The sequence below is a fragment of the Herbaspirillum sp. CAH-3 genome (assembly GCF_009668275.1).
Lineage (GTDB): Bacteria > Pseudomonadota > Gammaproteobacteria > Burkholderiales > Burkholderiaceae_D > Herbaspirillum > Herbaspirillum aquaticum.
Window position 1 is genome coordinate 1 of sequence record NZ_VSWE01000026.1, and the last position, 21,817, is coordinate 21,817.

19 protein-coding genes and 1 tRNA gene are annotated in these 21,817 nt (G+C 60.2%); 6 read left to right on the forward strand and 14 right to left on the reverse strand.

The window, feature by feature from the left end:
• Positions 1-2: 2 nt before the first annotated feature.
• Positions 3-611 carry a flagellar motor protein MotB gene (locus tag FYB76_RS24745; RefSeq protein WP_370516413.1) on the forward strand — a complete coding sequence of 203 codons (609 nt, stop codon included), beginning with the start codon at positions 3-5 and terminating at the stop codon, positions 609-611.
• A 90-nt stretch (positions 612-701) separates the two neighbouring features.
• Here the strand turns inward: FYB76_RS24745 and FYB76_RS24750 are convergent, their stop codons facing one another.
• On the reverse strand, positions 702-1,070 hold the full coding sequence (locus FYB76_RS24750; protein ID WP_154135387.1) for a DUF1493 family protein: 369 nt from the start codon (positions 1,068-1,070) through the stop codon (positions 702-704).
• On the reverse strand, positions 1,070-1,501 hold the full coding sequence (locus FYB76_RS24755) for an STM2901 family protein (RefSeq protein ID WP_154135388.1): 432 nt from the start codon (positions 1,499-1,501) through the stop codon (positions 1,070-1,072). Before FYB76_RS24755 ends, FYB76_RS24750 begins: the two co-directional genes overlap by 1 nt.
• A 1,569-nt stretch (positions 1,502-3,070) precedes the next feature.
• Between FYB76_RS24755 and FYB76_RS24760 the strand changes: the two genes are divergently transcribed.
• Complete coding sequence (locus FYB76_RS24760) at positions 3,071-3,898, forward strand: hypothetical protein (protein ID WP_154135389.1); 828 nt, start codon at positions 3,071-3,073, stop codon at positions 3,896-3,898.
• Between the two features lie 62 nt (positions 3,899-3,960).
• Positions 3,961-4,479, forward strand: a complete 519-nt coding sequence (locus FYB76_RS24765) for a hypothetical protein (RefSeq protein WP_195724717.1) — start codon at positions 3,961-3,963, stop codon at positions 4,477-4,479.
• Positions 4,480-4,551: 72 nt separating this feature from the next.
• Here FYB76_RS24765 and FYB76_RS24770 read toward each other — a convergent pair whose 3' ends face one another.
• The 3 genes from FYB76_RS24770 to FYB76_RS24780 all read right to left on the reverse strand — a co-directional run bounded on the left by FYB76_RS24770 (position 4,552) and on the right by FYB76_RS24780 (position 6,675).
• A complete protein-coding gene (locus FYB76_RS24770; protein ID WP_154135391.1) occupies positions 4,552-5,721 on the reverse strand; it encodes an ImmA/IrrE family metallo-endopeptidase in 1,170 nt (389 codons plus the stop codon).
• A gap of 5 nt (positions 5,722-5,726) precedes the next feature.
• The gene (locus FYB76_RS24775; RefSeq protein WP_370516414.1) at positions 5,727-6,365 is read right to left on the reverse strand and encodes a hypothetical protein; all 639 of its coding nucleotides are present in this window, start codon (positions 6,363-6,365) and stop codon (positions 5,727-5,729) included.
• Between the two features lie 234 nt (positions 6,366-6,599).
• Positions 6,600-6,675: transfer RNA gene (locus tag FYB76_RS24780), tRNA-Phe, on the reverse strand.
• Positions 6,676-6,760: 85 nt separating this feature from the next.
• On the opposite strand from FYB76_RS24780, the gene FYB76_RS24785 reads away from it, so the two are divergent.
• A complete protein-coding gene (locus FYB76_RS24785) occupies positions 6,761-7,993 on the forward strand; it encodes a UbiH/UbiF family hydroxylase (protein WP_154135393.1) in 1,233 nt (410 codons plus the stop codon).
• 182 nt (positions 7,994-8,175) lie between these two features.
• Positions 8,176-8,943, forward strand: a complete 768-nt coding sequence (locus tag FYB76_RS24790; RefSeq protein WP_154135394.1) for a DsbC family protein — start codon at positions 8,176-8,178, stop codon at positions 8,941-8,943.
• Positions 8,944-9,017: 74 nt separating this feature from the next.
• On the opposite strand, the gene pth is transcribed toward FYB76_RS24790, so the two are convergent.
• Positions 9,018-9,596, reverse strand: a complete 579-nt coding sequence (pth, locus tag FYB76_RS24795; RefSeq protein WP_088756784.1) for an aminoacyl-tRNA hydrolase — start codon at positions 9,594-9,596, stop codon at positions 9,018-9,020.
• 242 nt (positions 9,597-9,838) lie between these two features.
• On the opposite strand from pth, the gene FYB76_RS24800 reads away from it, so the two are divergent.
• Positions 9,839-12,190, forward strand: coding sequence for a Tex family protein (locus tag FYB76_RS24800; protein ID WP_034331269.1), 2,352 nt, complete (start codon positions 9,839-9,841; stop codon positions 12,188-12,190).
• Between the two features lie 166 nt (positions 12,191-12,356).
• Here the strand turns inward: FYB76_RS24800 and FYB76_RS24805 are convergent, their stop codons facing one another.
• From FYB76_RS24805 to pilM, 8 genes are all read right to left on the reverse strand, one after another.
• On the reverse strand, positions 12,357-13,112 hold the full coding sequence (locus FYB76_RS24805) for a DUF5610 domain-containing protein (RefSeq protein WP_154135395.1): 756 nt from the start codon (positions 13,110-13,112) through the stop codon (positions 12,357-12,359).
• Positions 13,113-13,595: 483 nt separating this feature from the next.
• Positions 13,596-14,747: a deoxyguanosinetriphosphate triphosphohydrolase gene (locus tag FYB76_RS24810; RefSeq protein WP_088756792.1), complete on the reverse strand. Its 1,152-nt coding sequence runs from the start codon at positions 14,745-14,747 to the stop codon at positions 13,596-13,598.
• A gap of 1 nt (position 14,748) precedes the next feature.
• Positions 14,749-16,548, reverse strand: a complete 1,800-nt coding sequence (gene aroKB, locus FYB76_RS24815) for a bifunctional shikimate kinase/3-dehydroquinate synthase AroKB (RefSeq protein WP_154135396.1) — start codon at positions 16,546-16,548, stop codon at positions 14,749-14,751.
• Positions 16,549-16,747: 199 nt separating this feature from the next.
• Complete coding sequence (gene pilQ / locus FYB76_RS24820) at positions 16,748-18,778, reverse strand: type IV pilus secretin PilQ (RefSeq protein WP_154135397.1); 2,031 nt, start codon at positions 18,776-18,778, stop codon at positions 16,748-16,750.
• Entirely contained in the window at positions 18,775-19,455 is a 681-nt protein-coding gene (locus tag FYB76_RS24825; RefSeq protein WP_154135398.1) for a hypothetical protein, read from the reverse strand. Before FYB76_RS24825 ends, pilQ begins: the two co-directional genes overlap by 4 nt.
• On the reverse strand, positions 19,452-20,042 hold the full coding sequence (gene pilO, locus FYB76_RS24830; RefSeq protein WP_370516415.1) for a type 4a pilus biogenesis protein PilO: 591 nt from the start codon (positions 20,040-20,042) through the stop codon (positions 19,452-19,454). Before pilO ends, FYB76_RS24825 begins: the two co-directional genes overlap by 4 nt.
• Positions 20,039-20,605, reverse strand: coding sequence for a pilus assembly protein (locus FYB76_RS24835; RefSeq protein ID WP_154135399.1), 567 nt, complete (start codon positions 20,603-20,605; stop codon positions 20,039-20,041). The genes pilO and FYB76_RS24835 overlap by 4 nt, the downstream gene beginning before the upstream one ends.
• On the reverse strand, positions 20,602-21,501 hold the full coding sequence (gene pilM, locus FYB76_RS24840; protein ID WP_154135400.1) for a pilus assembly protein PilM: 900 nt from the start codon (positions 21,499-21,501) through the stop codon (positions 20,602-20,604). The genes FYB76_RS24835 and pilM overlap by 4 nt, the downstream gene beginning before the upstream one ends.
• Positions 21,502-21,817 lie beyond the last annotated feature (316 nt).

The following is a 21,817-nucleotide window of genomic DNA, read 5'->3' on the forward strand; positions in this document are numbered from 1 at the left end:
GCGTGGGGGCTGCTGCCGCCCCCTTGCCGGCAGCAGCCCCCACGCCACCGGCGCCTGCAGCGGCTGACGCTGCGCCACCTCAGGCCGCACCGGCGATGGCCCGGCGCGAATCCGACGGACCGGGATTGACGGTCGTGTTGCGCCAGGTGCAGACGGTGTTTGCGCAGCAGGGCGCTTCCAACCTGGTGGCGGTGGATACCGAGGCGGGGAAGATCACCTTGAAAGAGGGCGCGTTCCGTCGCGGCAGTGCTTGCGTGGAGCCGGAAGCGCGGGCCGCGTTTGCACAGGTCGAGGAGCGCATTGCGGAGTATTTGCAGCAGCATCCGGCGGGCCGCATCTATGTGGAAGGCCACACGGATGACAAGCCGGTGAAGGCACCGGTGACCGATGTGCGTGCGTATTGCACGGTCTACGACGACAACTTCACGCTGTCGGCCGCGCGTGCGCGCGAGGCGCGTTTGCTGCTGATCGGACGCAGTGCGCCGGAAGCAGCGCGCCGCGTGATCGTGGCGGGGTATGGGGATTCGCAACCGCTACCGGGGTTGGCTGCCAGTGATGAACGCAACCGGCGGGTTGAGGTGCGGTTCGTCAATGGGGGGGAGAGGAATTGAGCGGAGGTCGTGACGTTGCGCACGTTGCGATCAGCTCGGTTTTGTTTTTCTGTTTTTGTGTTATCAGCTGGCGTGATGGGTTGCGTTGATTCAAGCCTGCGAAAGTGATGACAGTGAATCCAGGCGGGCACAATCCCATCGGCCATCAAGGGCTGCTTGATAGAGCATGCCGAGGGTGATGGGTGGCCTGTCGTAGGAAGCCCGCTTTTTCTTCGAGATCATGAGCAGGAAAATCTCGAGCGGGCTGAAGCCTTCGACGACAAAATAATGATCGAAATTGTAGTCGCCGCAGTCGATGGAGAATTCTTCGAAGAAATGCTCCATGAAATCATCTGCATCATCGCCGGTAACATCCAGATCGTCGTTAAGTTGAGTATCGCGAGTCAGTAGTTTTTTAGGACTCGTGCAGTTTTCCTTGCGTACCCAAGCTTCCAGTTTTTCCCAGGTGATATCCCGCATTAAAAGATCCTGTCTTCCGGTTTGACCCGGCGATTATAGTTCGCGACAGAACGGCTTGTGATCGACGCGACGTTATAGGCCAAGACCGCCCACCCAACCATGGGTACTGCACGCCCCACAAATTTGCCGATATTTTTTGTCATCAGAATCCGCAGTGTTTTGAGGCTTTCGTTGGTCACCGTTGGGAGGATCTTTCTCTTCAAATCATAGTTGAGGTACCTGCGCCCCATGATTGAGGCTAACGAAGTGCCTTTGGTGGCACCCTTAGGCTTGGCTCTGGTGGGAATCCAATTTTGACCGGCAAGAACTGCGGCAGCAGCACTGACGTCGTCTGCGCCAAACTCTTTGCACGTTTCATCGATGAAGACGTAGAAGAGCAGCTCGTTAGGGGAAAGTTTGGTGTGCAGGCCAAAGCTGTAGGTGTTGTCCATGATTGTAGTCTTCGCGTGTTGAGGGGAGGGATTACTCATCAAACCGCGATCTGACTGGGTGCTAAGTGCTGAGTTCTAAAACCTGCATCAAGAGGCAGGCGAGTAACTTTAGCCACGATCTGGCGCATTGTGCTGGCTCTTTGGGATGACTGGAGGATGGATTCAGTTGCCGGATGCGATGCCGACAACGAATCAGTTTGCAGCATGCGACATGGGCGAGGATTTAGGCCGCAAAAGTAGCAAGCCCGAGTAAGCCAATGAATATTGGCGTTTTCTTGTACTTGCTGGCCCGGGAGCTGAAATGACAGAAAGAACCAGATGAGTTGCTGCAGGAGATTGAAGACGAGATAGATTGGCCTCCAGGGATTGTTTAACGATCTCAAAACGATGAGATGAGACTAAAGCGGGTATTGTGGCAAGCGATTCTGTAATAAGCTAACCAACAGCTGCCCCTTTTTCAAAATGAGGAAGAGATATTTTTTTGGGGGTAATAGAATCTCAGTGGCTTGTTTAGCGGGGAGCAGGCAGGAGTGGACACTTCGGTCTGAAATGAAGATGCCGATCGGTGATAGCTTGCGCCTGTGTTCAGAAGGCAATGAATCGCTGAAACCAGAATTTCCAAGATGTCGGAGGCGGAGATGAAGGGAATCAGCTCCTGTTGGTCAAGCAATAGCTGCAATCTCCGAGATTACTAGTCGCACACTCTGCAAGCGAAGATGAGTTGATTGATTCGCTGCATTGAATTCTGCGGGAGCTACATGGGACCCTAGCCGACGTCGCGTTGGTAGCGCATGGACGACAGTGTTGTCGGAATATTCCTTATAGATAAGCATCTTGTAATCCTTTTCATCGAGCGGCCAGGCAGATGTAGATGCCGAGGTTGCCACGAGTGCAGCGGCAAGAATGACCTTCGTCATTAGGTGATCGATACCGGACGCTGATCCAACGCGCCGCACGGCGCTAGTTTCAAAATTATAGTAACTTATAGTTACTAAAGATAACCAATTAGCCCTACAGTATTACTTTGCGAATTAGTAGCGTCAGGGAATGGACTCTTCAAACGAAAATTGGGGGGGCAATTCAGCGAGCGCTTGAAGCGGGAGTTCAAGCGCGTTTTCCTGCCTTTGACGAGCCCGATGAGCATCGTAGTGTTCAACAAGCGCTATCCAGATAAAAAAGCTTGCCGCACTCACAGCGGAAATGGCTGAGATGGAATGCAGTGCTAACGCTGGAGAAATTACTTGCTCTGGCTGACTGACTGGTTTGAGGTTTCACCTTAATGGTCACGCTTTGCTATTGGAAGCCGCTGAGAGGGGCGGACAAATGAAATTGCTGCAGTAAGTACTGACAAATCTCGGCCAGAGTTAGCGTTATCTTTGATATGTTGACCCGACTTTCCAAGAGTAATTTGAAACTGGCGGAAAGTTTGGTCCGCAGTTTGATTGATCAACAACCGTACTGACCAAGGTTTCGGCTTAATAACATCTGTGTGAGATCGTTTTAATTCGCTGATTTCTTACGCGTAATGGGGCGCTATAAATCAGAAATGTTTAAAGAAAGGGAGTGAGGATGGTAGGGGATAAAGTGGCGGATATCGTTGTTAGATATGATGGGCTCACTGCCGATGAAGGGCGTCTAGACTTGTATGAGGCTTCGGAGTCTTTGGAGGGATTGACTCGGATAATTAATGTGGTCGTGCATGCTTATGTAAATAATAACGAGGTGCGTGAGAGACTGAATTCACCTGTGGGGGCCGAAACATATTTCACGGGGGCGAAAAAGGGGTGTTTTGAGACGAGCTTGGAAGTCTCGTTTGGAGAAGATGCCGTTAATAGAATAAAGCCTAGCGTCATCGTCCCGAATTTTTGGGATTATCTGACTTGTTCGGTTGCCGCTGCCGTCGGCCGTGACCATGAGCCATGGTCCCCAATGGTTAGAAAAATTCTTGCAAAGGAAGACGCTGTTTTTGAGCAAATAGCGGAGGAGATTGAAGGTCCTTTGCAAAAGCTCCACCGTCCAATTAAAACTAAGGGGGCTGAACTAATTACTTTTGCGAGGCCAAAGGCTGGGGATATATTTTCGCTTGATAGGCATACGCTTAGTTATGTCAGCGTCCTAGAGCAAGCGGATGTACTGGAGAATTGGACTGGCAACGTTACCAAATACAATTCACTTTCTGGCGTGGGACGAATGTATGTCGACCAGATGGGGCATACATTGCCGTTCAAAATAACTAGATTCAAAGAAAACGAGATAGCTCATAAGGCTGCGGCTGCTTCGCTTTTGGAGCGAGTTAATGAAGAAGGTGGGAAGCGAAAGATAGTCGGCTTTGCTGTCCGTAATTCTTTGGGCAACATTAAGAAAATTATCGTCCAAGAGATAAATCAATTCTTCTGAAAATGGCTGATCAAATATATTGCGCCGACATCCATGCGCCTTTCGTTGATCAATGTTTGACCATGACTGAGTGGTCTACATTCTGGACTGCCGCCGGAGTGCTGATGGCAGTTGCCGTGGCGCTAGGAGGCGGGTGGAAATTGTGGTGGGAGCTTAGTCAGCTTCGAAATCAGCGTGAGAAACAGATTGAGCAGCAAGAAGAAGAGGCTTCACTGCGTCGTACTGAATTTTTTTTGGCTCAACATAGGCGCCTGTTTGATGATCCCAATCTCTACGCAGTTCTGTGCCATCTTGACGGTGATGACGAAAAATTGGCTGCTTCAACAATGTGGGATCCCAAGAGGAAATTCCTGGCTTTTGTTGAGGAAATTGCGTTGCTTGTGAATTCACAAAAGCTTAACCGTGAAACTGCATTCTATATGTTTGGATATTACGCACGATGCGCAAGATATGGCTCCAACTTCAACGTGGGGATTGAGACTGCGGAGGCTCACTGGTGGGTCTTCCAGAAGTTTGTTCTTGATTATGAGGAATACACTAAAACGGAGCCGGAAAAGAAAAAGGCGCCGCTGACGATGTAATATAAAGCCAATTCCGGATCGGCTGCAGTCGGTGGGTAAGAAGAGCACACCAACAGGTACTCTTCTTACCTTTTATTTTATTAACCGTAAAGTGTTGGCGTTTTTTTTTGTGGGCTCCACATCCCCACTTACCCCGCCTTTGAGTAAGTTCAGCATCAACCCGAAGGTTAATGCATCGATCTCTTCTTCGGGAATTAAAAGTTCAGCTGCGACCTTTGATTTTGTAAGGCCTTCTGCTCGAAGAGTTGAAAACACCTTCTCCAAGATTATAGATTTCTCGTGAGATGCCCCCTCAGGTTCGCTTGTTCGATAACCCGCTTCGGCAAGTTGAATACATAGAGTTCGATATGTCCAATCGGTAGTGAGGCCCAGTGAGTGGAGACGATAGTTAAGAGCTGCAGCCGAAACGGTCCAGTATTTTTTATACTTGACCAGCAACGGAAGAGTTGCAAGTTTTGGGCTATTTGCTAGAACACTCTTGCGTGGCATTAAAAATGCTGAAGCAAAGGCATTCGCCTCTCTCTCAAGTTCGGGGCCTTGCGATAGCCCATGGCGATGCAGGACCAAGTGCCCTAGTTCATGTGCCGCATCAAAACGGCAGTGCTCTGCTGATTTGAAGGTATTTAAAAATATAAAGGGCTTCCCCCCGTACCACATTGAAAACGCATCGACCTCCTTAGCATCAATAGCTAAAGAGTAGACTCTTATGCCTTTCGACTCTAAGAGCATGACCATGTTCTTTACTGGCAGCTCGCCAAGCCCCCAGTGCGAGCGTAAAGCTTCGGCCGCGGCTTCCGGATGATGTGCAGTCTGAGCGGTAGGGAATGGAATATTTTCTTCGTATTTTTCTTGCGCTTGGAGAGTTGTTAAAGAATCAGGATCTCGCCCGAGATCGGGGAGATCTTGTGCTGGGAGATTGAATCGCTCTTCGATCCATTCGTCAAGCAAGAGCGCAATTGACCCCGCTCCAAGAGCGGAATCACGTTGGCGCGCGCTCATTTTTGACATTGATCGGAAGCTGGCGATGTCTGGCGACAATTCGTCTGGATCCGGTCCAAAGAAGAACGCAACAGGAAAGCCCAGGGCTTCAGCGATTCGCTTCAAAGTTGCCGATTCAGGTTCTTGTTCGCCTTTTTCATATGCAGAAACGGAACGCTCACTGACTCCAATGCTTTCAGAAAGCTCCCTTTTCCGCATGCCGCGCCGACGTCGCGCAAGGGAAAAGCGTGCGGAATTAAACATTATTACTAAGCTGACTTTCTAGAAATTTCGATATTTAGATCTGGTTGCTGTGGAGGTGTAACGATGATGTTGTCATCGTCTAGGTCAATTGCGCCGAGTAAGATTCTCTCCGACCATGAATTGATCTTGCCGTCATCCCCAATCTCATTGGGCCTTGAAAGCTCGACATCAATTTTTCCGGCTTTAATATGATGGAGCAATATCCATGTGCCGATATTGTTGTCATCGATAGACTCTACTGGAATCAAATCGGCGAACATGTCGATTTGACGATTCGTTGCCACAGCATCGACCGTATGGCGGCCTTTGGGACTCTTGTTTGAGGGGGTCAGGCGAGGATTTCCTGTCCCGTCATCACCTGATGCTACAGCGATGGCGACATTTAATTCTGCGCGGACAGTCAATTCATAATTGCCGTCATCGGACTTGTGCCATCCTTGAGGAACTAGCAAATCACGCAATGCGGCAACTGTTTCTGCTGACATCACCTGGTAGCGATATAGCCGAGGATGATGTGCGGTTAGGCGTACACGATAAAGATTGGCTTGTCTCAAAGCTTCTTCAATAATGCTTCGAGTAAGACCTATTTCGGCCAGCCGTGTATCAACATCGTGTGGGCTTTCAATCACTTGGGTCGAATTCACTTCAGATTCCTCCATGCGCGATGACTTCCGATAATTCTACCTCAAATGAGGTTTTGAAACCGGAAGTTTGAAGTGTCGCGGCGAAATTCCAGCTATTACCGAATTGCCCGTTGATTGTTGTGAAGGAGTTTCTGCTTTTTGGGCTGCTTGGAATCGACCGGATTCGATCATTTTCAGTCCCAGAAATGAAAAACGCCAACCGGTAAGGGCTGGCGTTTTTGCTTGGGACATTCTTGGTGGCCCGGGGCGGAATCGAACCACCGACACAAGGATTTTCAATCCTCTGCTCTACCAACTGAGCTACCAGGCCAAGACGGTCAAGTATAGACACTTTAAAAAATTATGCAAGTCCTTTTTGAAAAATAGTTTTCGCCACCCCGTTTATAATCGCCAGCATGACTACCCAAGCACACACCCATACTTCTTCGCCGGCCGCGGCTGGCACTGACATCTGCATCGTCGGCGACGGCGCGGTCGGCAAGACGGCGGCGCTGGGGCTGGCCCAGGCGGGCTTCAAGGTGACCCTGCTGGCCCCTCCGCCTGCGCCCGCCACGCCCGATCCCGCCAGCTGGGACGTGCGCGTCTATGCCCTCAACCACACCGCGCATCGCCTGCTGTCGTCGGTGCGCGTCTGGGATGCCATGGATGCCGCCCGCATCGCGCCGGTGGACAACATGACCGTACAAGGCGATGGCCTGCCCGAGAAAGCCCGCCCCGGCCTGCTTTCCTTCGACGCCTACGCCGCCCGCACCGATGCCCTGGCCTGGATCGTCGAGGACCGCAACCTCGACCAGGCGCTCGACGCCGCCCTGCGCTTCGCCCCCAACGTGCGCGTGCTGCACGGCCGCGCCACCGCGCTGGCGGTGGCCGGTGAAACTGCCACCTTGACGCTGGAATCCGGCCAGTCGCTGTCGGCCGCGCTGGTGGTCGGTGCCGACGGCGCCAACTCCTGGGTGCGCGGCCAGTGCGACATCGGCCTCGATTACCGCGCCTACGGCCAGAACGCCATCGTCACCAATTTCTCCTGCGAGCTGCCCCATCGCGGCGTGGCCTACCAGTGGTTCAGCCCGACCGAAGGGGTGATCGCCCTGCTGCCGCTGCCGGGCAACCGCGTCTCGCTGGTCTGGTCCGCGCCCCAGGCGCTGGCCGATCAATTGCTGCAGCTGCCCTTGTCGGCCCTGGCCGAGCGCCTGGCCCAGTGGGCCAAGCCCGTGCTGGGTACGCTCACGCCGCTGCAGCCCGAAGTGGCCAAGGCCTTCCCGCTGCGCCTGATCAAGCCGCACGCCATGATCGCCCCGCGCGTGGCCCTGATCGGCGACGCCGCCCACGTGGTGCATCCCATGGCCGGCCACGGCATGAACCTGGGCTTCGGCGATGTGGCTGCGTTGATCGACATCCTGGTCAAGCGTGAGCCGCAATACGACTGCGGCGACGAGCGCGTGCTGCGCCGCTATGCCCGCGCCCGCAAGGAAGAAGTGCTGCTGATGCAGATCGCAACCGACGGCCTGCATCGCCTCTTCTCCACCGAGGCCGAGCCGGTGCGCCTGGTGCGCAACCTCGGCATGAGCCTGGTCAACCACCTGCCCATCCTGAAACGCCGCCTCATTGCCCATGCGCTGGGGCAGTAAGGGACGGTGATTTCAGGTAAGGTAGGGCCTCTGGCGAAGCGCGGCCGCTTTCATGGGCGTCTTCGCCAGCACGACACCTTTCCCCGACATTGTTGAAAGACATGTGCGAACCCAGTCCCGGCGCGGCTTTGCGGCCGACGTTCCGAAGATTGGGCGCGCGTTTGATTTGAATCAGGACGAGTATGAAAAATTTTTTGACCGCAGGTGCGAGCTCCTTGCGCCATCTGAGCATGGCAGCCGTGCTGCTGGCTTCCACCGTCGTGGGCGTGAGCGCCCATGCGCAAGCCGAGGCCGCCGACAGCACCGAGGCCACCATCAAGAAGCTCATCGAGCCGCGCCTGGGCAAGGATGCCAAGGTCGATGCCGTCACCAAGACGCCCTATGCCGGCCTCTATGAAATCCAGATCGATGGCGACGTCATCTACACCGATGCCAAGGCCCAGTATCTCTTCATCGGCCGCGTGGTCGATTCGCAGACCTATCGCGACTACACCAAGGAAAAGATCGATTCGCTGAACCAGACGCCGTTCTCGGCCCTGCCGCTGGACAAGGCCATCAAGACCGTCAAGGGCAATGGCAAGCGCGTGATCGCCATCTTCGAGGATCCCAACTGCATCTACTGCAAGCGCCTGCACAAGTCCCTGCAGGAAGTGGACAACATCACCTACTACACCTTCCAGTACAACATCCTCTCGCCGGATTCCATCGTGAAGTCGCGCAACATCTGGTGCGCGCCCAATCCGAGCAAGGCATGGAACGAGTGGATGGTGAGCGGCAAGGAAGCACCGGCTGCTGCCGCCTCCTGCAACGCCCCGCATGAAGAGGTGCTGGCCCTGGGCAAGAAGCTCAAGGTCACCGGCACCCCGACCATCTTCTTTGCCGATGGCTCGCGCATTCCTGGCGCGGTCGATGCCAAGGGACTGGAGCAGAAGCTGTCTTCGCTGAAGTAAGCGGATCAAGAAAAAGGGCGTTCGCATGTCGAGCGCCCTTCGTTCATCTGCCTTAGATTTTCCCCTGCAGGGGATTACTTCCCGGTATGCAATTCCATCATGGCCTGTTCGAACTTGCCCTGCACCAGCAGGGGGATGACGTTCAGGCTCTTGTCCAGCGCCTCGTTGATCAGCGCCTGCTCTTCCTTGCGCGGTCGATGCAGCACGAAGTCGGCCACCGGCTGTTGCAGCCCCAGCGTGCGCGGATGGCCGATGCCCAGGCGCAGGCGCCAGTAATCCTGGGTGCCCAGGGCAGCGGTGATGTCCTTCAAGCCGTTGTGTCCGCCCGAGGAACCGCCTTTCTTGATCTTGGCCGCGCCCGGCGGCAGGTCCAGTTCGTCATGCACCACCAGCACTTCATCCGGATTGATCTTGTAGAAGCGCGCCAGTGCGCCGACCGACTGGCCGGAGCGGTTCATGTAGGTCTGCGGTTCCAGCAGCCAGACTTCGTTGCCGGTGATGCTGGTCTTGCCCGCCAGGGCGTTGAAACGCTGCTCGCGCGCCAGGCGCACCGGACCGGCGAGATTGTCGACCAGCCAGAAGCCGGCGTTGTGGCGGGTTTGTTCGTATTCCGGGCCGGGATTGCCGAGGCCGACGATGAGACGGATGGACATGATGCTAAAGGACGAGAACGCGCTATGCGAAAGCGTCGATTATCCCGGCTTTGCGGCTGCGCGTCCAATCCGCGCGCAGCCATGCAGGGGCCGATGAGGCCCGTGCCAAGGCACTTTGGCCTGTCATCGCACAATGTCAAGATTGGCTTGGCTGCCTGAATTGCGTATCATCCAACGCTTGTTTTTCTTCACTGCATAAACGCTTAACCGCTTATTTGCTCAACTGTTGACTGGGTTTCACCATGCTGCCTTCTATCGAACAACGACTCGCCCTCGAACTGGCCGCCAAGCCGGTTCAGGTCGCTGCCGCCATCGCCTTGCTGGACGAAGGTGCCACCGTTCCCTTCATCGCCCGCTACCGCAAGGAAGTCACCGGCGGCCTGGACGATGTCCAACTGCGTCTGCTGGAAGAACGCCTGCGTTACCTGCGCGAGCTGGAAAGCCGCCGCGCCGCGATCATCGCCTCCATCGAAGAGCAGGGCAAGATGACGCCCGTGCTGCTGGACGCCATCACGCACGCGGAAGACAAGACCCGCCTGGAAGACCTCTACCTGCCCTACAAGCCCAAGCGCCGCACCAAGGCCCAGATCGCCGCCGAAGCCGGCCTGACCGAGCTGGCCGATGCGCTCCTGAATGACCCGGCCCTGAACCCGGAAGAAGAAGCGGCCAAGTTCATCAAGCCCGCCTTCACCACCGACAACGGCGACAACCCCGGCGTGCCCGATACCAAGGCCGCCCTGGATGGCGCGCGCCAGATCCTCATGGAGCGTTTCTCGGAAGATGCCGAGCTGCTGCAAAGCCTGCGCGAATACCTCACCGAGCACGGCGTGGTCGAATCCAAGGTGATCGAGGGCAAGCAGGATGCCGGTGAAAAATTCGCCGACTATTTCGATTACTCCGAGACCTATTCCACCATCCCCTCGCACCGTGCGCTGGCGCTGTTCCGTGGCCGCCGCGAAGAGATGTTGAACGTCATCCTGCGCCTGGATACCGAGGAAGAGAAGCCGAAGTGGGATGCCCCGCACAATCCCTGCGAAGGTCGCATTGCTTCACGTTTCGGTGTGTCCAACAAGGGCCGTCCGGCCGACAAGTGGCTCTCCGACACGGTGCGCTGGGCCTGGCGCGTGAAAGTCTTCATGCACCTCGAAACCGAGCTGATGACCAACCTGCGCGAGAAGGCCGAGGCCGAAGCCATCAACGTCTTCGCCCGCAACCTGAAGGACCTGCTGCTGGCCGCACCGGCCGGCCCGCGTGCCACCATGGGCCTGGACCCGGGCCTGCGTACCGGCGTGAAGGTCGCCATCGTCGACGCCACCGGCAAGGTCGTGGCCACCGATACCATCTATCCGCACCAGCCGCGCAACGATTGGAATGGTTCGCTGCATACCCTGTCGCAACTGGCCGAGAAGCACAATGTCTCGCTGATCTCGATCGGCAACGGTACCGCCTCGCGTGAAACCGACAAGCTGGCCCAGGACCTCATCAAACTGCGTCCGGAACTCAAGCTCACCAAGATCGTGGTGTCCGAAGCGGGCGCATCGGTGTATTCGGCCTCCGAATTCGCCTCCAAGGAATTGCCTGACCTGGACGTGTCGCTGCGTGGTGCGGTCTCGATTGCGCGCCGCCTGCAGGATCCGCTGGCCGAGCTGGTCAAGATCGATCCCAAGTCCATCGGCGTGGGCCAATACCAGCACGACGTGAGCCAGTCGCAATTGGCGCGCTCGCTGGATGCCGTGGTTGAGGACTGCGTGAACGCGGTGGGCGTCGATGTGAACACCGCTTCCGCACCGCTGCTGGCGCGCGTCTCCGGGCTCAACGCCAGCGTGGCGCAGAGCATCGTGTCCTATCGGGATATGAAGGGTATGTTCAATTCCCGCGCCGCGCTGCGCGAGGTGCCGCGCCTGGGCGACAAGACCTTCGAACAAGCCGCCGGCTTCCTGCGCGTGATGAATGGCGAGAACCCGCTGGATGCCTCGGCGGTGCACCCGGAATCCTATCCGCTGGTGGAAAAGATCCTGGCCGACATCAAGAAGGATGTGAAGAGCGTGTTGGGCCAGACCTCGCTGTTGAAGGGCCTGTCGCCGGCCAAGTATGCCGATGAGAAGTTCGGTGTGCCCACCGTCACCGACATCCTGAAGGAGCTCGACAAGCCGGGCCGCGACCCGCGTCCGGAGTTCACCACGGCGACCTTCAAGGAAGGCGTGGAAGAGATCAAGGACCTGCGCGTGGACATGATCCTGGAAGGCGTGGTCACCAACGTGGCGGCCTTCGGTGCCTTCGTCGACATCGGCGTGCACCAGGATGGCCTGGTCCACATCTCGGCGCTGTCCAACAGCTACGTGAAGGATCCGCACACCGTGGTCAAGGCGGGCCAGGTGGTCAAGGTCAAGGTGCTGGAAGTGGACGAGAAGCGCAAGCGCATCGCCCTGACCATGCGCCTGAACGACACCGCGCCAGCCCCGGGCGCGCGCAACGAACAGCGCGGTGACCGCACCGATTCGCGCCGCCTGTCGCAACACCAGAACCAGCGCGGCCGTGAGCAGGCACCGGCCAACAATGCGATGGCGGCGGCGTTTGCGAAGTTGCGTGGGTGATGATTGTTTGTGATGTCGAGGGCCGTCTTCCTGGCGCCTTACGATGTCACGAAAAATAAGTAAAAAGAGGCCGGCTCCCTATGGAGCCAGCCTCTTTTTTATTAGTTTTATTGGTTCTATTAGTCTTATTGGTTTTTTGAAGATAAGCCTGCCTTGAAGGGGGCGATTACGCGCTGGTACTGATCCGCGTCTGGCTCACCGACACCGAAATGCTGACCGTCGTCTCGCTGGTCACCAGCGTACCGCCCTGGCCATCCGTATTGCCTTCGCTGCCCGCTCCATCCTCGCCTTCCTGCTTGCCACCCTTGACCTTGTTGATGAAGTCGCCCAGCGCCTTCTGTACCAGGTCATAGGTCTTGTCGATGTTGCTGGCAATATCGCCCTGCAGCACGTTGAGACTTTCCAGGATGCCGCGTGCTTCCTTGAAGCCCTGGTCGACGCCCTTGAAGATGAGGTTCATGTAATCGTCGATGTTGCCGGCGTCGTCCTTGTCCGGATTGTTCTTCTTGTAGAGATCGAACATGTTGGTGATGAAGGAGACAATGCGGCCGGCCGTCGCCTCGGGCGAATTGTCCTGGGTCGATGCGGTCTGGATGGCGTTGTCGCCGAGCTGCGGACGCAGGATGTCGTTGATGTTTTCGATGGCGGTCTTGTAGACCAGCGACAGCGGATCGTTCTGCGTCTGCAGCGACACCTCCAGCGAGGATTGCACGATGGACAGGTTGAACTGCGCCTTGGCACCGCTCACGGTGAGCAGGTTGGCTTGTTTGGCCTGGGTGATCTTGTCGCCGCTGCCGGACTCGCTTGCGGTGGCGGGCAGTTTGTCGTTCCCGGATGCTGCTGCCGAGGTCGACGAAGTGGAAGAGGGAGTAACGGGCAGCAGGGACTTGGTGTCCACGCCGTTGGTATTGCCGATAGCCATGACGGTCTCCTGAAAAAGAAAGGGGATCCGGGCATCAAGGGGGAGACGGATCCAGGGAAGCGGAAATGCGCACCATGCGCACTCACTCCATTGCTGCATAACGGCCCGTTCGACGCGGACTTGATATTGACAGGAATTTACACCTGTCAGTTTCTGGGGTGCTTCGTTGACAGGCCTGCATTGCACCCGCGCAATCTTTCGGAAATCCTTGCTGGAAGCGGGTTTGCGGCGATACCGTGCGTACCGCCGAAGGGCCTGCCAGGGGGCAGGCGATCAAGAAAAAATGTAACGAAATGTGCGCAAGGCGCTGGCAGCTGGATTTCAATTGCAGCGGGGTAATGAAATCGCACTGGCAGCGCGACAATGAGCGTGCAAGGATGAGCTCCTTGAAAACGCAGCGTCTCGACACGCCGCGTTCAGTGCGGGTCTTGCACCCGCACGACCTGCCTCATTACTCCATCACTCCATCACTCCATCACTCCATCACTCCATCACGAACAATCGCCGATGCTCGCGAATGGCATAGCGATCCGTCATGCCGGCGATGTAATCAGCAACCTTGCGCGCCTGCTTGTCGAGGCGCTGTGTTTCGTCGGTGATGCCCTTGACCTGATAGTCCGGCGGCAGCAGGCTGGGTTGGCCGATGAAAGCCTGGAACATCTCGGCGATGATGCGTCGCGCCTTGGCCGTCATGCGGTTGACCTGGTAATGGCGGTAGAGCTTCTCGCGCAGGAATTTCTTCAGCTCGGCCGCTTCGGCCGCCATGGCGTCGGAGAAGGCGATGAGCTGCGGTGCATTGCGCACATCCTCGATGTCGCGCGGGGCGATCTCGGCGATGCGGCTGCGCGAGGTCTGGTTCAGGTCGACGATGAGCGCATTGATCATCCGGCGCACGGTCTCATGGATGACGCGGCGGCCAGTGATGCCGGGATAGGCCTGTTCGACTTCGCGCAGGTGGCGTGCGAAGAAATCGACTTCGCTCATCAGCTCCATGGTCAGTAGTCCGGAGCGCAGGCCATCGTCGATGTCGTGGTTGTTGTAGGCGATCTCGTCGGCCAGGTTGGCCAGTTGCGCTTCCAGCGAAGGCTGCTTCTTTTCCAGGAAGCGCACGCCGATCTCGCCCAGCTGGCGGGCATTGTGCAGGGAGCAGTGCTTGAGGATGCCTTCGCGTGTCTCGAAGGTGAGGTTCAGGCCGTCGAAGGCAGCGTAGTGCTGCTCCAGCTCGTCGACCACGCGCAGGCTCTGCAGGTTGTGCTCGAAGCCGCCGTGATGCTTCATGCAGTGGTTCAGCTCATCCTGTCCGGCATGGCCGAAGGGCGTGTGGCCGAGGTCGTGGGCCAGCGAGATGGCTTCCACCAGGTCTTCGTTCAGTTGCAGGTTGCGCGCGCACGAGCGGGCGATCTGTGCGACTTCGATGCTGTGGGTCAGGCGGGTGCGGAACAGGTCGCCTTCATGATTGACGAAAACCTGCGTCTTGTATTCGAGCCGGCGAAAGGCGGTGGAGTGGACGATGCGGTCACGGTCGCGCTGGAATTGGCTGCGCGAGCCGGGTGGCGTTTCACTGAAGCGCCGGCCTCGCGAACTTGCCGAGTGGGCGGCATAGGGGGCGAGATGGTCGGGCGCTTCAGTGTGCATGTCATTCTCCGGTGCAGGCCGCCAGGGTTTGCAAGAGCAGCTCCTGCGGCGCGTTGGTAATCAGGGGGCTGCCCAGCGGCTTGATCAGGATGAACTTGATCGCACCGCCTTCGTTCTTCTTGTCCACTTCCATCAGGTCCAGCCAGCGTTCGGTGCCCAGGTTCGGGGCTACCGTCGGCAGGCCGGCAGCGGCGGTCACGGCGCGGATGCGGTCGCGCGTGGCGGCATCGATGTAGCCCAGGCGCTGTGACAGGTCGGCCGCCATCACCATGCCGCAACCGACCGCCTCGCCATGCAGCCACTGGCCGTAGCCCAGGCCATTCTCGATGGCATGGCCGAAGGTATGGCCGAAGTTGAGGATGGCGCGCAGGCCGCCTTCGCGTTCGTCCTGGCGCACCACCTCGGCCTTGATCTCGCAGGAGCGCTGGATCGCATAGGCCAGGGCGGCGTCATCCTTGGAGACCAGGCGCGCCATATTGGTTTCGATCCAGTCGAAGAAGGGCGCATCGATGATGGCGCCATGCTTGATGACTTCGGCAATGCCGGCTGCCAGTTCGCGCGGGGGCAGGGTGTGCAGGGTGGCGGTATCGGCGATGACGGCCTGCGGCTGGTAGAAGGCGCCGATCATGTTCTTGCCCAGCGGATGGTTGATGCCGGTCTTGCCGCCGACCGAGGAATCCACCTGCGACAACAAGGTCGTGGGCACTTGCACAAAGGGTACGCCGCGCATGTAGGAGGCCGCCGCGAAGCCGGTCAGGTCGCCGATCACGCCGCCACCCAGGGCGATGAGGGTGGTCTTGCGGTCGCACTTGTCGGCCAGCAGGCGATCGAAGATCTTCATCAGGCTGGCCCAGTTCTTCTCTTCCTCGCCATCGGGCAGCACGATCTCGGTGACCTGCTTGCCGGCCGCGCGCAGCGCTTGGGCCACCTTGTCCAGGTAGAGTGGACCGACCTTGTCGTTGGTGACGATGGCCACCCGCTTGCCCTTGACGTATTGCGGCAGCAGGGTGGCGTCATCCAGCAGGCCGCGGCCGATGTGGATGGGATAGCTGCGTTCGCCCAGGTCGACGTTGAGGGTGAGGGAGGCGATTGTGGTAGCGGCGGGAGCGGTGTTCGGGTTCATGCTGCGAAGTGTCGGTTCGGCGCTGGCGGCGCCATGGAAGATCTGGGTGGAATGACTGCGGGAAAGCGTGGTGCTGCCATCGGCGCCCTGGGTCAGGACGGCGCTGCTGGTCTCGAATACGACGGTTTCGTCAGGTTCCGGCTCGGGCTGCCAGGCCCCTTCCTTGGGTGAGAGTTCCAGGTGGCTGATGATGGTCTGCACCAGGAATTGCACATTGGGCCGGTTGGTCTCGACCACGAAATCGGCGACTTCGCGATAAAGCGGATCACGCTGGCGCGAAAGCTCTTCGAGCTTGCGGCGCGGGTCGGCGGTCTGCAGCAGCGGGCGGTTCTTGTCGCGCCCGGTGCGCTGCAGGATCTGGTTGATGCTGGCGCGCAAGTAGACGACAGTGCCGCCCTTTTTGAGATTCTCGCGATTCTCGGCACGCAGGACGGCGCCGCCGCCGGTGGCCAGCACGATGTCGGGCTGGGCCGCCAGCTCGCGGATGACTTCGGCTTCGCGGCGACGGAAGTTCTCCTCGCCCTCGATCTCGAAGATGACCGGGATGGTGGCGCCGGTCCGCGCTTCGATCTCGTGGTCCGAATCGACGAAACGCTTGTTCAGCTTTTTGGCCAGGGCCCGGCCTATGGTGGTCTTGCCGGCTCCCATCAGGCCGACAAGGAAGATGCTTCCCGTCATATCTAAGAATTCTGCGCTTTGCGCTACTGGCCAATGTCATGGCGCCGCACGTCTGCCGGCACGGTCGCCTGCCGCCCGGTGGACGGCTGTGTTGCCCGCTGCTGGCGGGCTTGCGCCCGGCGCCACGGGCCTGGAACAGCGATTTTACCGTTCTTTGCCCCGCCACCGGGGAAAATTCCCGTAGCCGGGGCCCCGCGGCTCAATACGGGCGCGGCGCGGCGACGATGCGCGGGGTCAGGAAGATCAGCAGTTCGGTCTTGTCCCGCACCTTGCTCTGGCTGCGAAACAGCGCCCCCAGCACCGGGATGTCGCCCAGCAGCGGTACCCGCGTCTCATGGTCATTGTCGGTCTGGGTGTAGATGCCGCCGATGACCACCGTGCCGCCATCCTCGACCTGGACCTTGGTCTTGATGTGCTTGGTATTGATGGCCAGCCCGCCCGGCGTGACGCTGCCCCGGCTGTCCTTGTTGACGTCCACCTCCAGGATCACGTTGCCGTCAGGGGTGATCTGGGGCGTGACTTCCAGCTTCAGGTTGGCTTTCTTGAAGGCGGTGGCGGTACTGCCGTTGCCGGCGGCTTGCTGGTAGGGAATTTCTTCCCCCTGCTCGATCAGCGCGACCTGCTGGTCGGCCGTGATCAGGCGCGGGCTGGAGACGATTTTGCCGCGCCCGTCGGCTTCCAGTGCCGACAATTCGATGTTGAGGAAGCGCTGGGCCGCCGCGTTGAAGAGGGTGAAGGCGAAGCTGCCGGGCGCGGCGCCGCCGAGGCTTTCGCTACGCAGGTTGAGGGCCGGTTCGCGCAAATAGAGGTCGGGCGTGGCTGGGGTCTGGCCGCTTTGCTCGCCGATGGCGGCATAGCCGTTGCCGATGGCCGTGCCGCGCGTGGTGGCGGCCAGGCCGAGCTTGACGCCGAGATTGCGTGAAAAGCTGTCATCGGCCTCGACGATGCGGGCTTCGATCAAGACCTGGCGCGAGGCCACATCGATGCGTTCGATCAGCTTGCGCACATTGGCCAGCACGGCCAGCGTGTCGGTGACCAGCAACTGGTTGGTGTGGCTGTCGATCATGGCGCTGCCCCGGCGCGAGAGCAGGGCATTGCGGCGGTTGGCCTGGGTGCTGCCGTCCTCGCCGATGCCCAGCGCCTTGCGCAGGGTGTCGGCGCGCTGGTAATTGAGCTGGAAGCTCTCGGCATGCAGGGGTTCGAGGTCGGCGATCATGGCCTTCTGCTCCAGTTCCAGGCGCTCGCGCGCCAGCATCTCGTCGCGCGGCGCGATCCACAGGACCTCGCCATGGCGGCGCATTTCCAGGCCCCTGGCCTGCAGGATCAGGTCCAGCACCTGGTCCCAGGGCAGGTCCTTCAGGCGCAGGCTCAACTGGCCGGTGACCGTATCGCTGGCCACGATGTTGACGCCGCTGTGTTCGGCCAGCACTTGCAGGGCGGTGCGCACCTCGATGTTCTGGAAGTTCAGGGAAAGCCGATGGCCTCCATAAGTCTTGCCCTCCTGCAAGCCCGCCCCGGTGCCGCCGCCGGAGCTGACCGGCAGCACATCGATCACCAGTCGGCGCCGGCTCTGGTAGGCGTGGTAGCGCCACTGGCCCTGCATTTCCAGCACCAGGCGTGCGCCCTCCTGGTGGGGAAGTGCACTGTACTGCGTGACCGGCGTGCCCAGCTGGCCGGTCTGCACCTGCCGCCGCAGGGGCAGTGGTACGGTGGCGCCGGCGATGTCGGCGATGAGGCGGCCGCCCAGCTGGCGTACCTGCACGGTCTGTTCGCTGCTGCCCAGTTCCACGGACAGGCGCGCCTCGCCCAGTGCCCCTCGTTGCAGGCTGATGCCTTGCAAGGCCGCCGGGTCGGGCGCCGGTTGCAGGACCAGTTCCACCAGCAGGCGGTCTTCCTCGGCGCGCAGCGCATGGATGGCGGCCTGCTTGAGTGCCACCTGCAGCCGCAGCCGCTCGTCATCGGCCGCAAGCTGGATGCGCTTGACCAGCCCGCTGCCGGCCAGGCTGCGCGAGACCGCCTCCGATGCCGCAGTCATGGGCAGGTCCAGGATCAGCTGGGGGGGATCCACCAGCTGGAAGGTTTGCACCTGGGCCGCATCCATTGGCGCTTCCAGCCGCAGTTCCAGCGTGGCACCGTCGGTGCGGGGATGCAGGTGGATGGCCAACAGGCGGTTTTCGGCCAACGCAGGGTGGCTCACCAGCAGCGTGAGCAGGAGCAGGATCATCTTCATGGCGTTACTCCGGGGCGGATCAGGCGGCGACGGGCGGTCCTGGCGTTCCTGGCGGTCGAGCGCGCCGAGGGCAGGGGCGGGGCAGTGACGGCCAAGGGGCGGGTCGCCGGCAGGCTGGCCAGGGAAATGGTCTGGCGCTGCCCGTCTTCCCGGCCGATGTCGATAGCCTCCTCGCGCACCGCCAGAACGCGTCCCAGGCTGCCGGGCAGCGCATCCCCGCTCTGCAGCTGCCGGGTGCTGCCCTCCACGTCGATGATGGCGATCCAGTGCTCGTCGCGGCGCAGGGTGCCCAGCAAGCGCAGGCCGGGCGCGGGCGACAAGACTGCCACGGCGGGGGCGGCAGTCTGCGCAGGACGGCCTTCGACCTCATCGCCCTCGTGCTCACGTTCACGTTCACGAGCGCGGGAGCCTGCCTGTCGTGAAGGCTCTGCCGTGGCGGCCTCCCTGAGCTGGAAGGGATCGGGCAAGTCGGCGTTGTCGCCGTCTGGCGTTTCATCGGCGGCGGCATCGGCAGGGCCGGGCGCTGCACCCGTTCGAGCGGCTGCAGAGGATCGCCCCGCCTGCTCCATCCAGGCGCGGGTGGCCGTCACTTCATCGGGATGGTCGACGGCGCGCAGGGTGCCGTAGCCCGCGAGCGCCAGCAGCAGCGGCAGCAATGCCAGCCAGGACAGATTCATGGGACGAACTCCTTTTTCTCCCCTGCAGCGAGCGTGGCGGCCACTGGAGCGCTCACGGTGGCATTCATCTGCAGCACGGCCTGTCCGCCTGCTTCGGCCACGCTGATATCGAGCCGCTCGAAGAGCACCGGCAGCGGCAGGCTGCTGACCAGTTCCACGAAACGCATCAGGCCGGCATGGCTGCCACGCAGCACGATGGCCGCAGTCAGCTTGCCGCTGCCGGGCTTGAAGGATTCCAGGGTCAATCCACACTCGCTGGCGCGCCGGGCCAGCTTGGCTTGCAGCAGTTCGGGCTGCGACTGCTCGGTCGGCCATAGTTGCGCCTGCTGGGCCGCCAGTTGCATCGCCAGCGCTGTTTCACGGGATTGCAGGGCGGGCTGTTGCGAGCGTTGCGTCAATGCCGCCTGGTATTGCACACGCAGGTCCTGCTGGCGCTGGCGTGCGGCCTGCCGTTGATCCTCCAGTTCGCTCACGGCCAGCAGCAGGCCGCTGCCGGCGCACAGGAGCGTGACCAGCAGCGCCAGTGACAGGCGCGCCAACAGGGGCCAGTGGGCCGGATGCGTGCGCCATTGGCGGGCCGGGCTCACGGTGCGGCTTCCTGCGAGGCGGGCAAGGGGGCGGCCAAGGGAATCGCGAGGATGAAGGCATAGCCTCCCTCTTCGGCGTGCAGGTCATGCAGGGCTGTGCCTTCCAGGCCGCTCGCGACGAGGGCGGCGGCGAAGTCGCGGACCTCCTGGGCGCTGGGTGCTTGTCCCCGCAATTCGCCGCGATCGCTTTGCAGCAGGATGCGTTGCAAGCGGACCTGGCTGCGGCTGGCCTGCGCCGCCTGGGCTGCGGCCCGCAGCAACCGCGCCGCCTGCTGGCGTCGCAGGCCCAGTTGCTGGTGGTCCTTGAGCTGCTTTTCCAGTGCGGTGATCCGGGTGCGCAGGGTGGCAGTTTGTTTGGCCTGGGGTGACAGCGTCTGCAGTTCTGCCGTCAGCAGCGCATTGGCCTGCTGCAAGGACGCCGTGTGCAAGGAAATGCGCAAGCCGGGCAGGGCTGCCAGCGTGCCGCCCAATAGCAGGGCCGCTGCGAGCATGCGATAGAAGTTTTGTTCATGTGCACGCCGCCGCTGGGCTGGCGAGCGCGAGAAGTCGATGCCGCATCTCATGCCAGTCCCTCCCAGGCCAGCGCCAGCGCGAGATGGTAGTCCGGCGGCATCTGCGCCGCGAAATGGGGCGAGAGCATCAAGGAAGCCGGCGGCATGGCCACGCGGGCCTCCAGTGCGGCGTATTTGGTAAAGGCGCGTGCAATGGCCAACAGCGCAGGGTGGTCGCCGCTCAGCAGCAGCCTGCGCGGTAGCGGCTTGAGGACCGGCGCGGCCTGGGAGAGCAAGGCCAGGTGCGCACTGCGCAGGGCGACCGGCGGCATGGCATGGCTGGGACCGTCGCCATGCAGCAGCCACTGGCCACTGCGGTCCAGCCGCAGCACGGCGCTCTGGTCGCTGCGCTGGCCGTCGCGCAGCCAGGCTGCCAGGCACAGGTCTTCCGGTGCCAGCGTGGCCAGCGGGCGGCCCAGTGCTGCCGCCAGCGACAGGCGATCCTCGATGGCCAGCCGCGAGGCCGCCACGGCCAGCACTTGCCGGTCCGGCGGCGAGCCCGGCTGCGGGCCCAGTTCAAGGTAGTCCAGCGCATGGTCGTCGGTGCTGATGCCATGCGCGGCCATCTCGGCGTGCACCTGGCGCTGCCGCTGCACCGGATGGGCTGCGGCCGGCAGCACCAGGCGCCGGCCGGTCAGGCAAGGGACCGGCACGGCCAGTGCCAGCGCTGCCCCCTGGCAGCCGGGCTCGTCCAGCAGCGAGCGGCAGATCAGCGTGAGCGCATCGAGATCGGTGATCTGCCCGTCCTGGCAGATGATCCCGCCCGTGAGGCGCTGGGTCAGCCGCAGCAGCTGGGCGCGCCGGCCGATACGGCGCAACAGCGCCAGGCGCACGCGGTCGGGCGCGATGTCGAGGCCGGCGCACAGGTGCGGGGTCGTGCGGCCGAAAAAAGAGAGGAAGCCTGCCATATGCCGTTCTCATGCAAAGGGAAGCTTCGGATTCTCCAGTGGGCGTGGCGGGGCGGGAATAGCGGAAACTTGAGGAATGCCTGTCAATTTGCAGCAATTGGCGCGAAATGCCGCACTTCACGGCACGCTCCCCGGAACCGGCCTCCTGCCCTTTGGTCTATTTGCAACACCCGGCCGCGCGGCGGCTCAGGGCGAGCCGCTATAATGCGGGCTTGTTTCTTCCACTCCGGCTCTGGCCTGCAGCTTCGGCCTGCTTTAACGCTTAATTCGAATGTCTTCATCTTCCAACGGCGGCGATCAACGCAAACCGGCATCG

Bases quoted from the DNA above. Each gene is read 5' to 3' on its own strand.
- FYB76_RS24750 (WP_154135387.1), bottom strand. From the start codon at position 1,070: ATGCGGGATATCACCTGGGAAAAACTGGAAGCTTGGGTACGCAAGGAA.
- FYB76_RS24755 (WP_154135388.1), bottom strand. From the start codon at position 1,501: ATGGACAACACCTACAGCTTTGGCCTGCACACCAAACTTTCCCCTAAC.
- FYB76_RS24760 (WP_154135389.1), top strand. From the start codon at position 3,071: ATGGTAGGGGATAAAGTGGCGGATATCGTTGTTAGATATGATGGGCTC.
- FYB76_RS24765 (WP_195724717.1), top strand. From the start codon at position 3,961: ATGACTGAGTGGTCTACATTCTGGACTGCCGCCGGAGTGCTGATGGCA.
- FYB76_RS24770 (WP_154135391.1), bottom strand. From the start codon at position 5,721: ATGTTTAATTCCGCACGCTTTTCCCTTGCGCGACGTCGGCGCGGCATG.
- FYB76_RS24785 (WP_154135393.1), top strand. From the start codon at position 6,761: ATGACTACCCAAGCACACACCCATACTTCTTCGCCGGCCGCGGCTGGC.
- FYB76_RS24790 (WP_154135394.1), top strand. From the start codon at position 8,176: ATGAAAAATTTTTTGACCGCAGGTGCGAGCTCCTTGCGCCATCTGAGC.
- pth (WP_088756784.1), bottom strand. From the start codon at position 9,596: ATGTCCATCCGTCTCATCGTCGGCCTCGGCAATCCCGGCCCGGAATAC.
- FYB76_RS24800 (WP_034331269.1), top strand. From the start codon at position 9,839: ATGCTGCCTTCTATCGAACAACGACTCGCCCTCGAACTGGCCGCCAAG.
- FYB76_RS24805 (WP_154135395.1), bottom strand. From the start codon at position 13,112: ATGGCTATCGGCAATACCAACGGCGTGGACACCAAGTCCCTGCTGCCC.
- FYB76_RS24810 (WP_088756792.1), bottom strand. From the start codon at position 14,747: ATGCACACTGAAGCGCCCGACCATCTCGCCCCCTATGCCGCCCACTCG.
- aroKB (WP_154135396.1), bottom strand. From the start codon at position 16,548: ATGACGGGAAGCATCTTCCTTGTCGGCCTGATGGGAGCCGGCAAGACC.
- pilQ (WP_154135397.1), bottom strand. From the start codon at position 18,778: ATGAAGATGATCCTGCTCCTGCTCACGCTGCTGGTGAGCCACCCTGCG.
- FYB76_RS24825 (WP_154135398.1), bottom strand. From the start codon at position 19,455: ATGAATCTGTCCTGGCTGGCATTGCTGCCGCTGCTGCTGGCGCTCGCG.
- FYB76_RS24835 (WP_154135399.1), bottom strand. From the start codon at position 20,605: ATGAGATGCGGCATCGACTTCTCGCGCTCGCCAGCCCAGCGGCGGCGT.
- pilM (WP_154135400.1), bottom strand. From the start codon at position 21,501: ATGGCAGGCTTCCTCTCTTTTTTCGGCCGCACGACCCCGCACCTGTGC.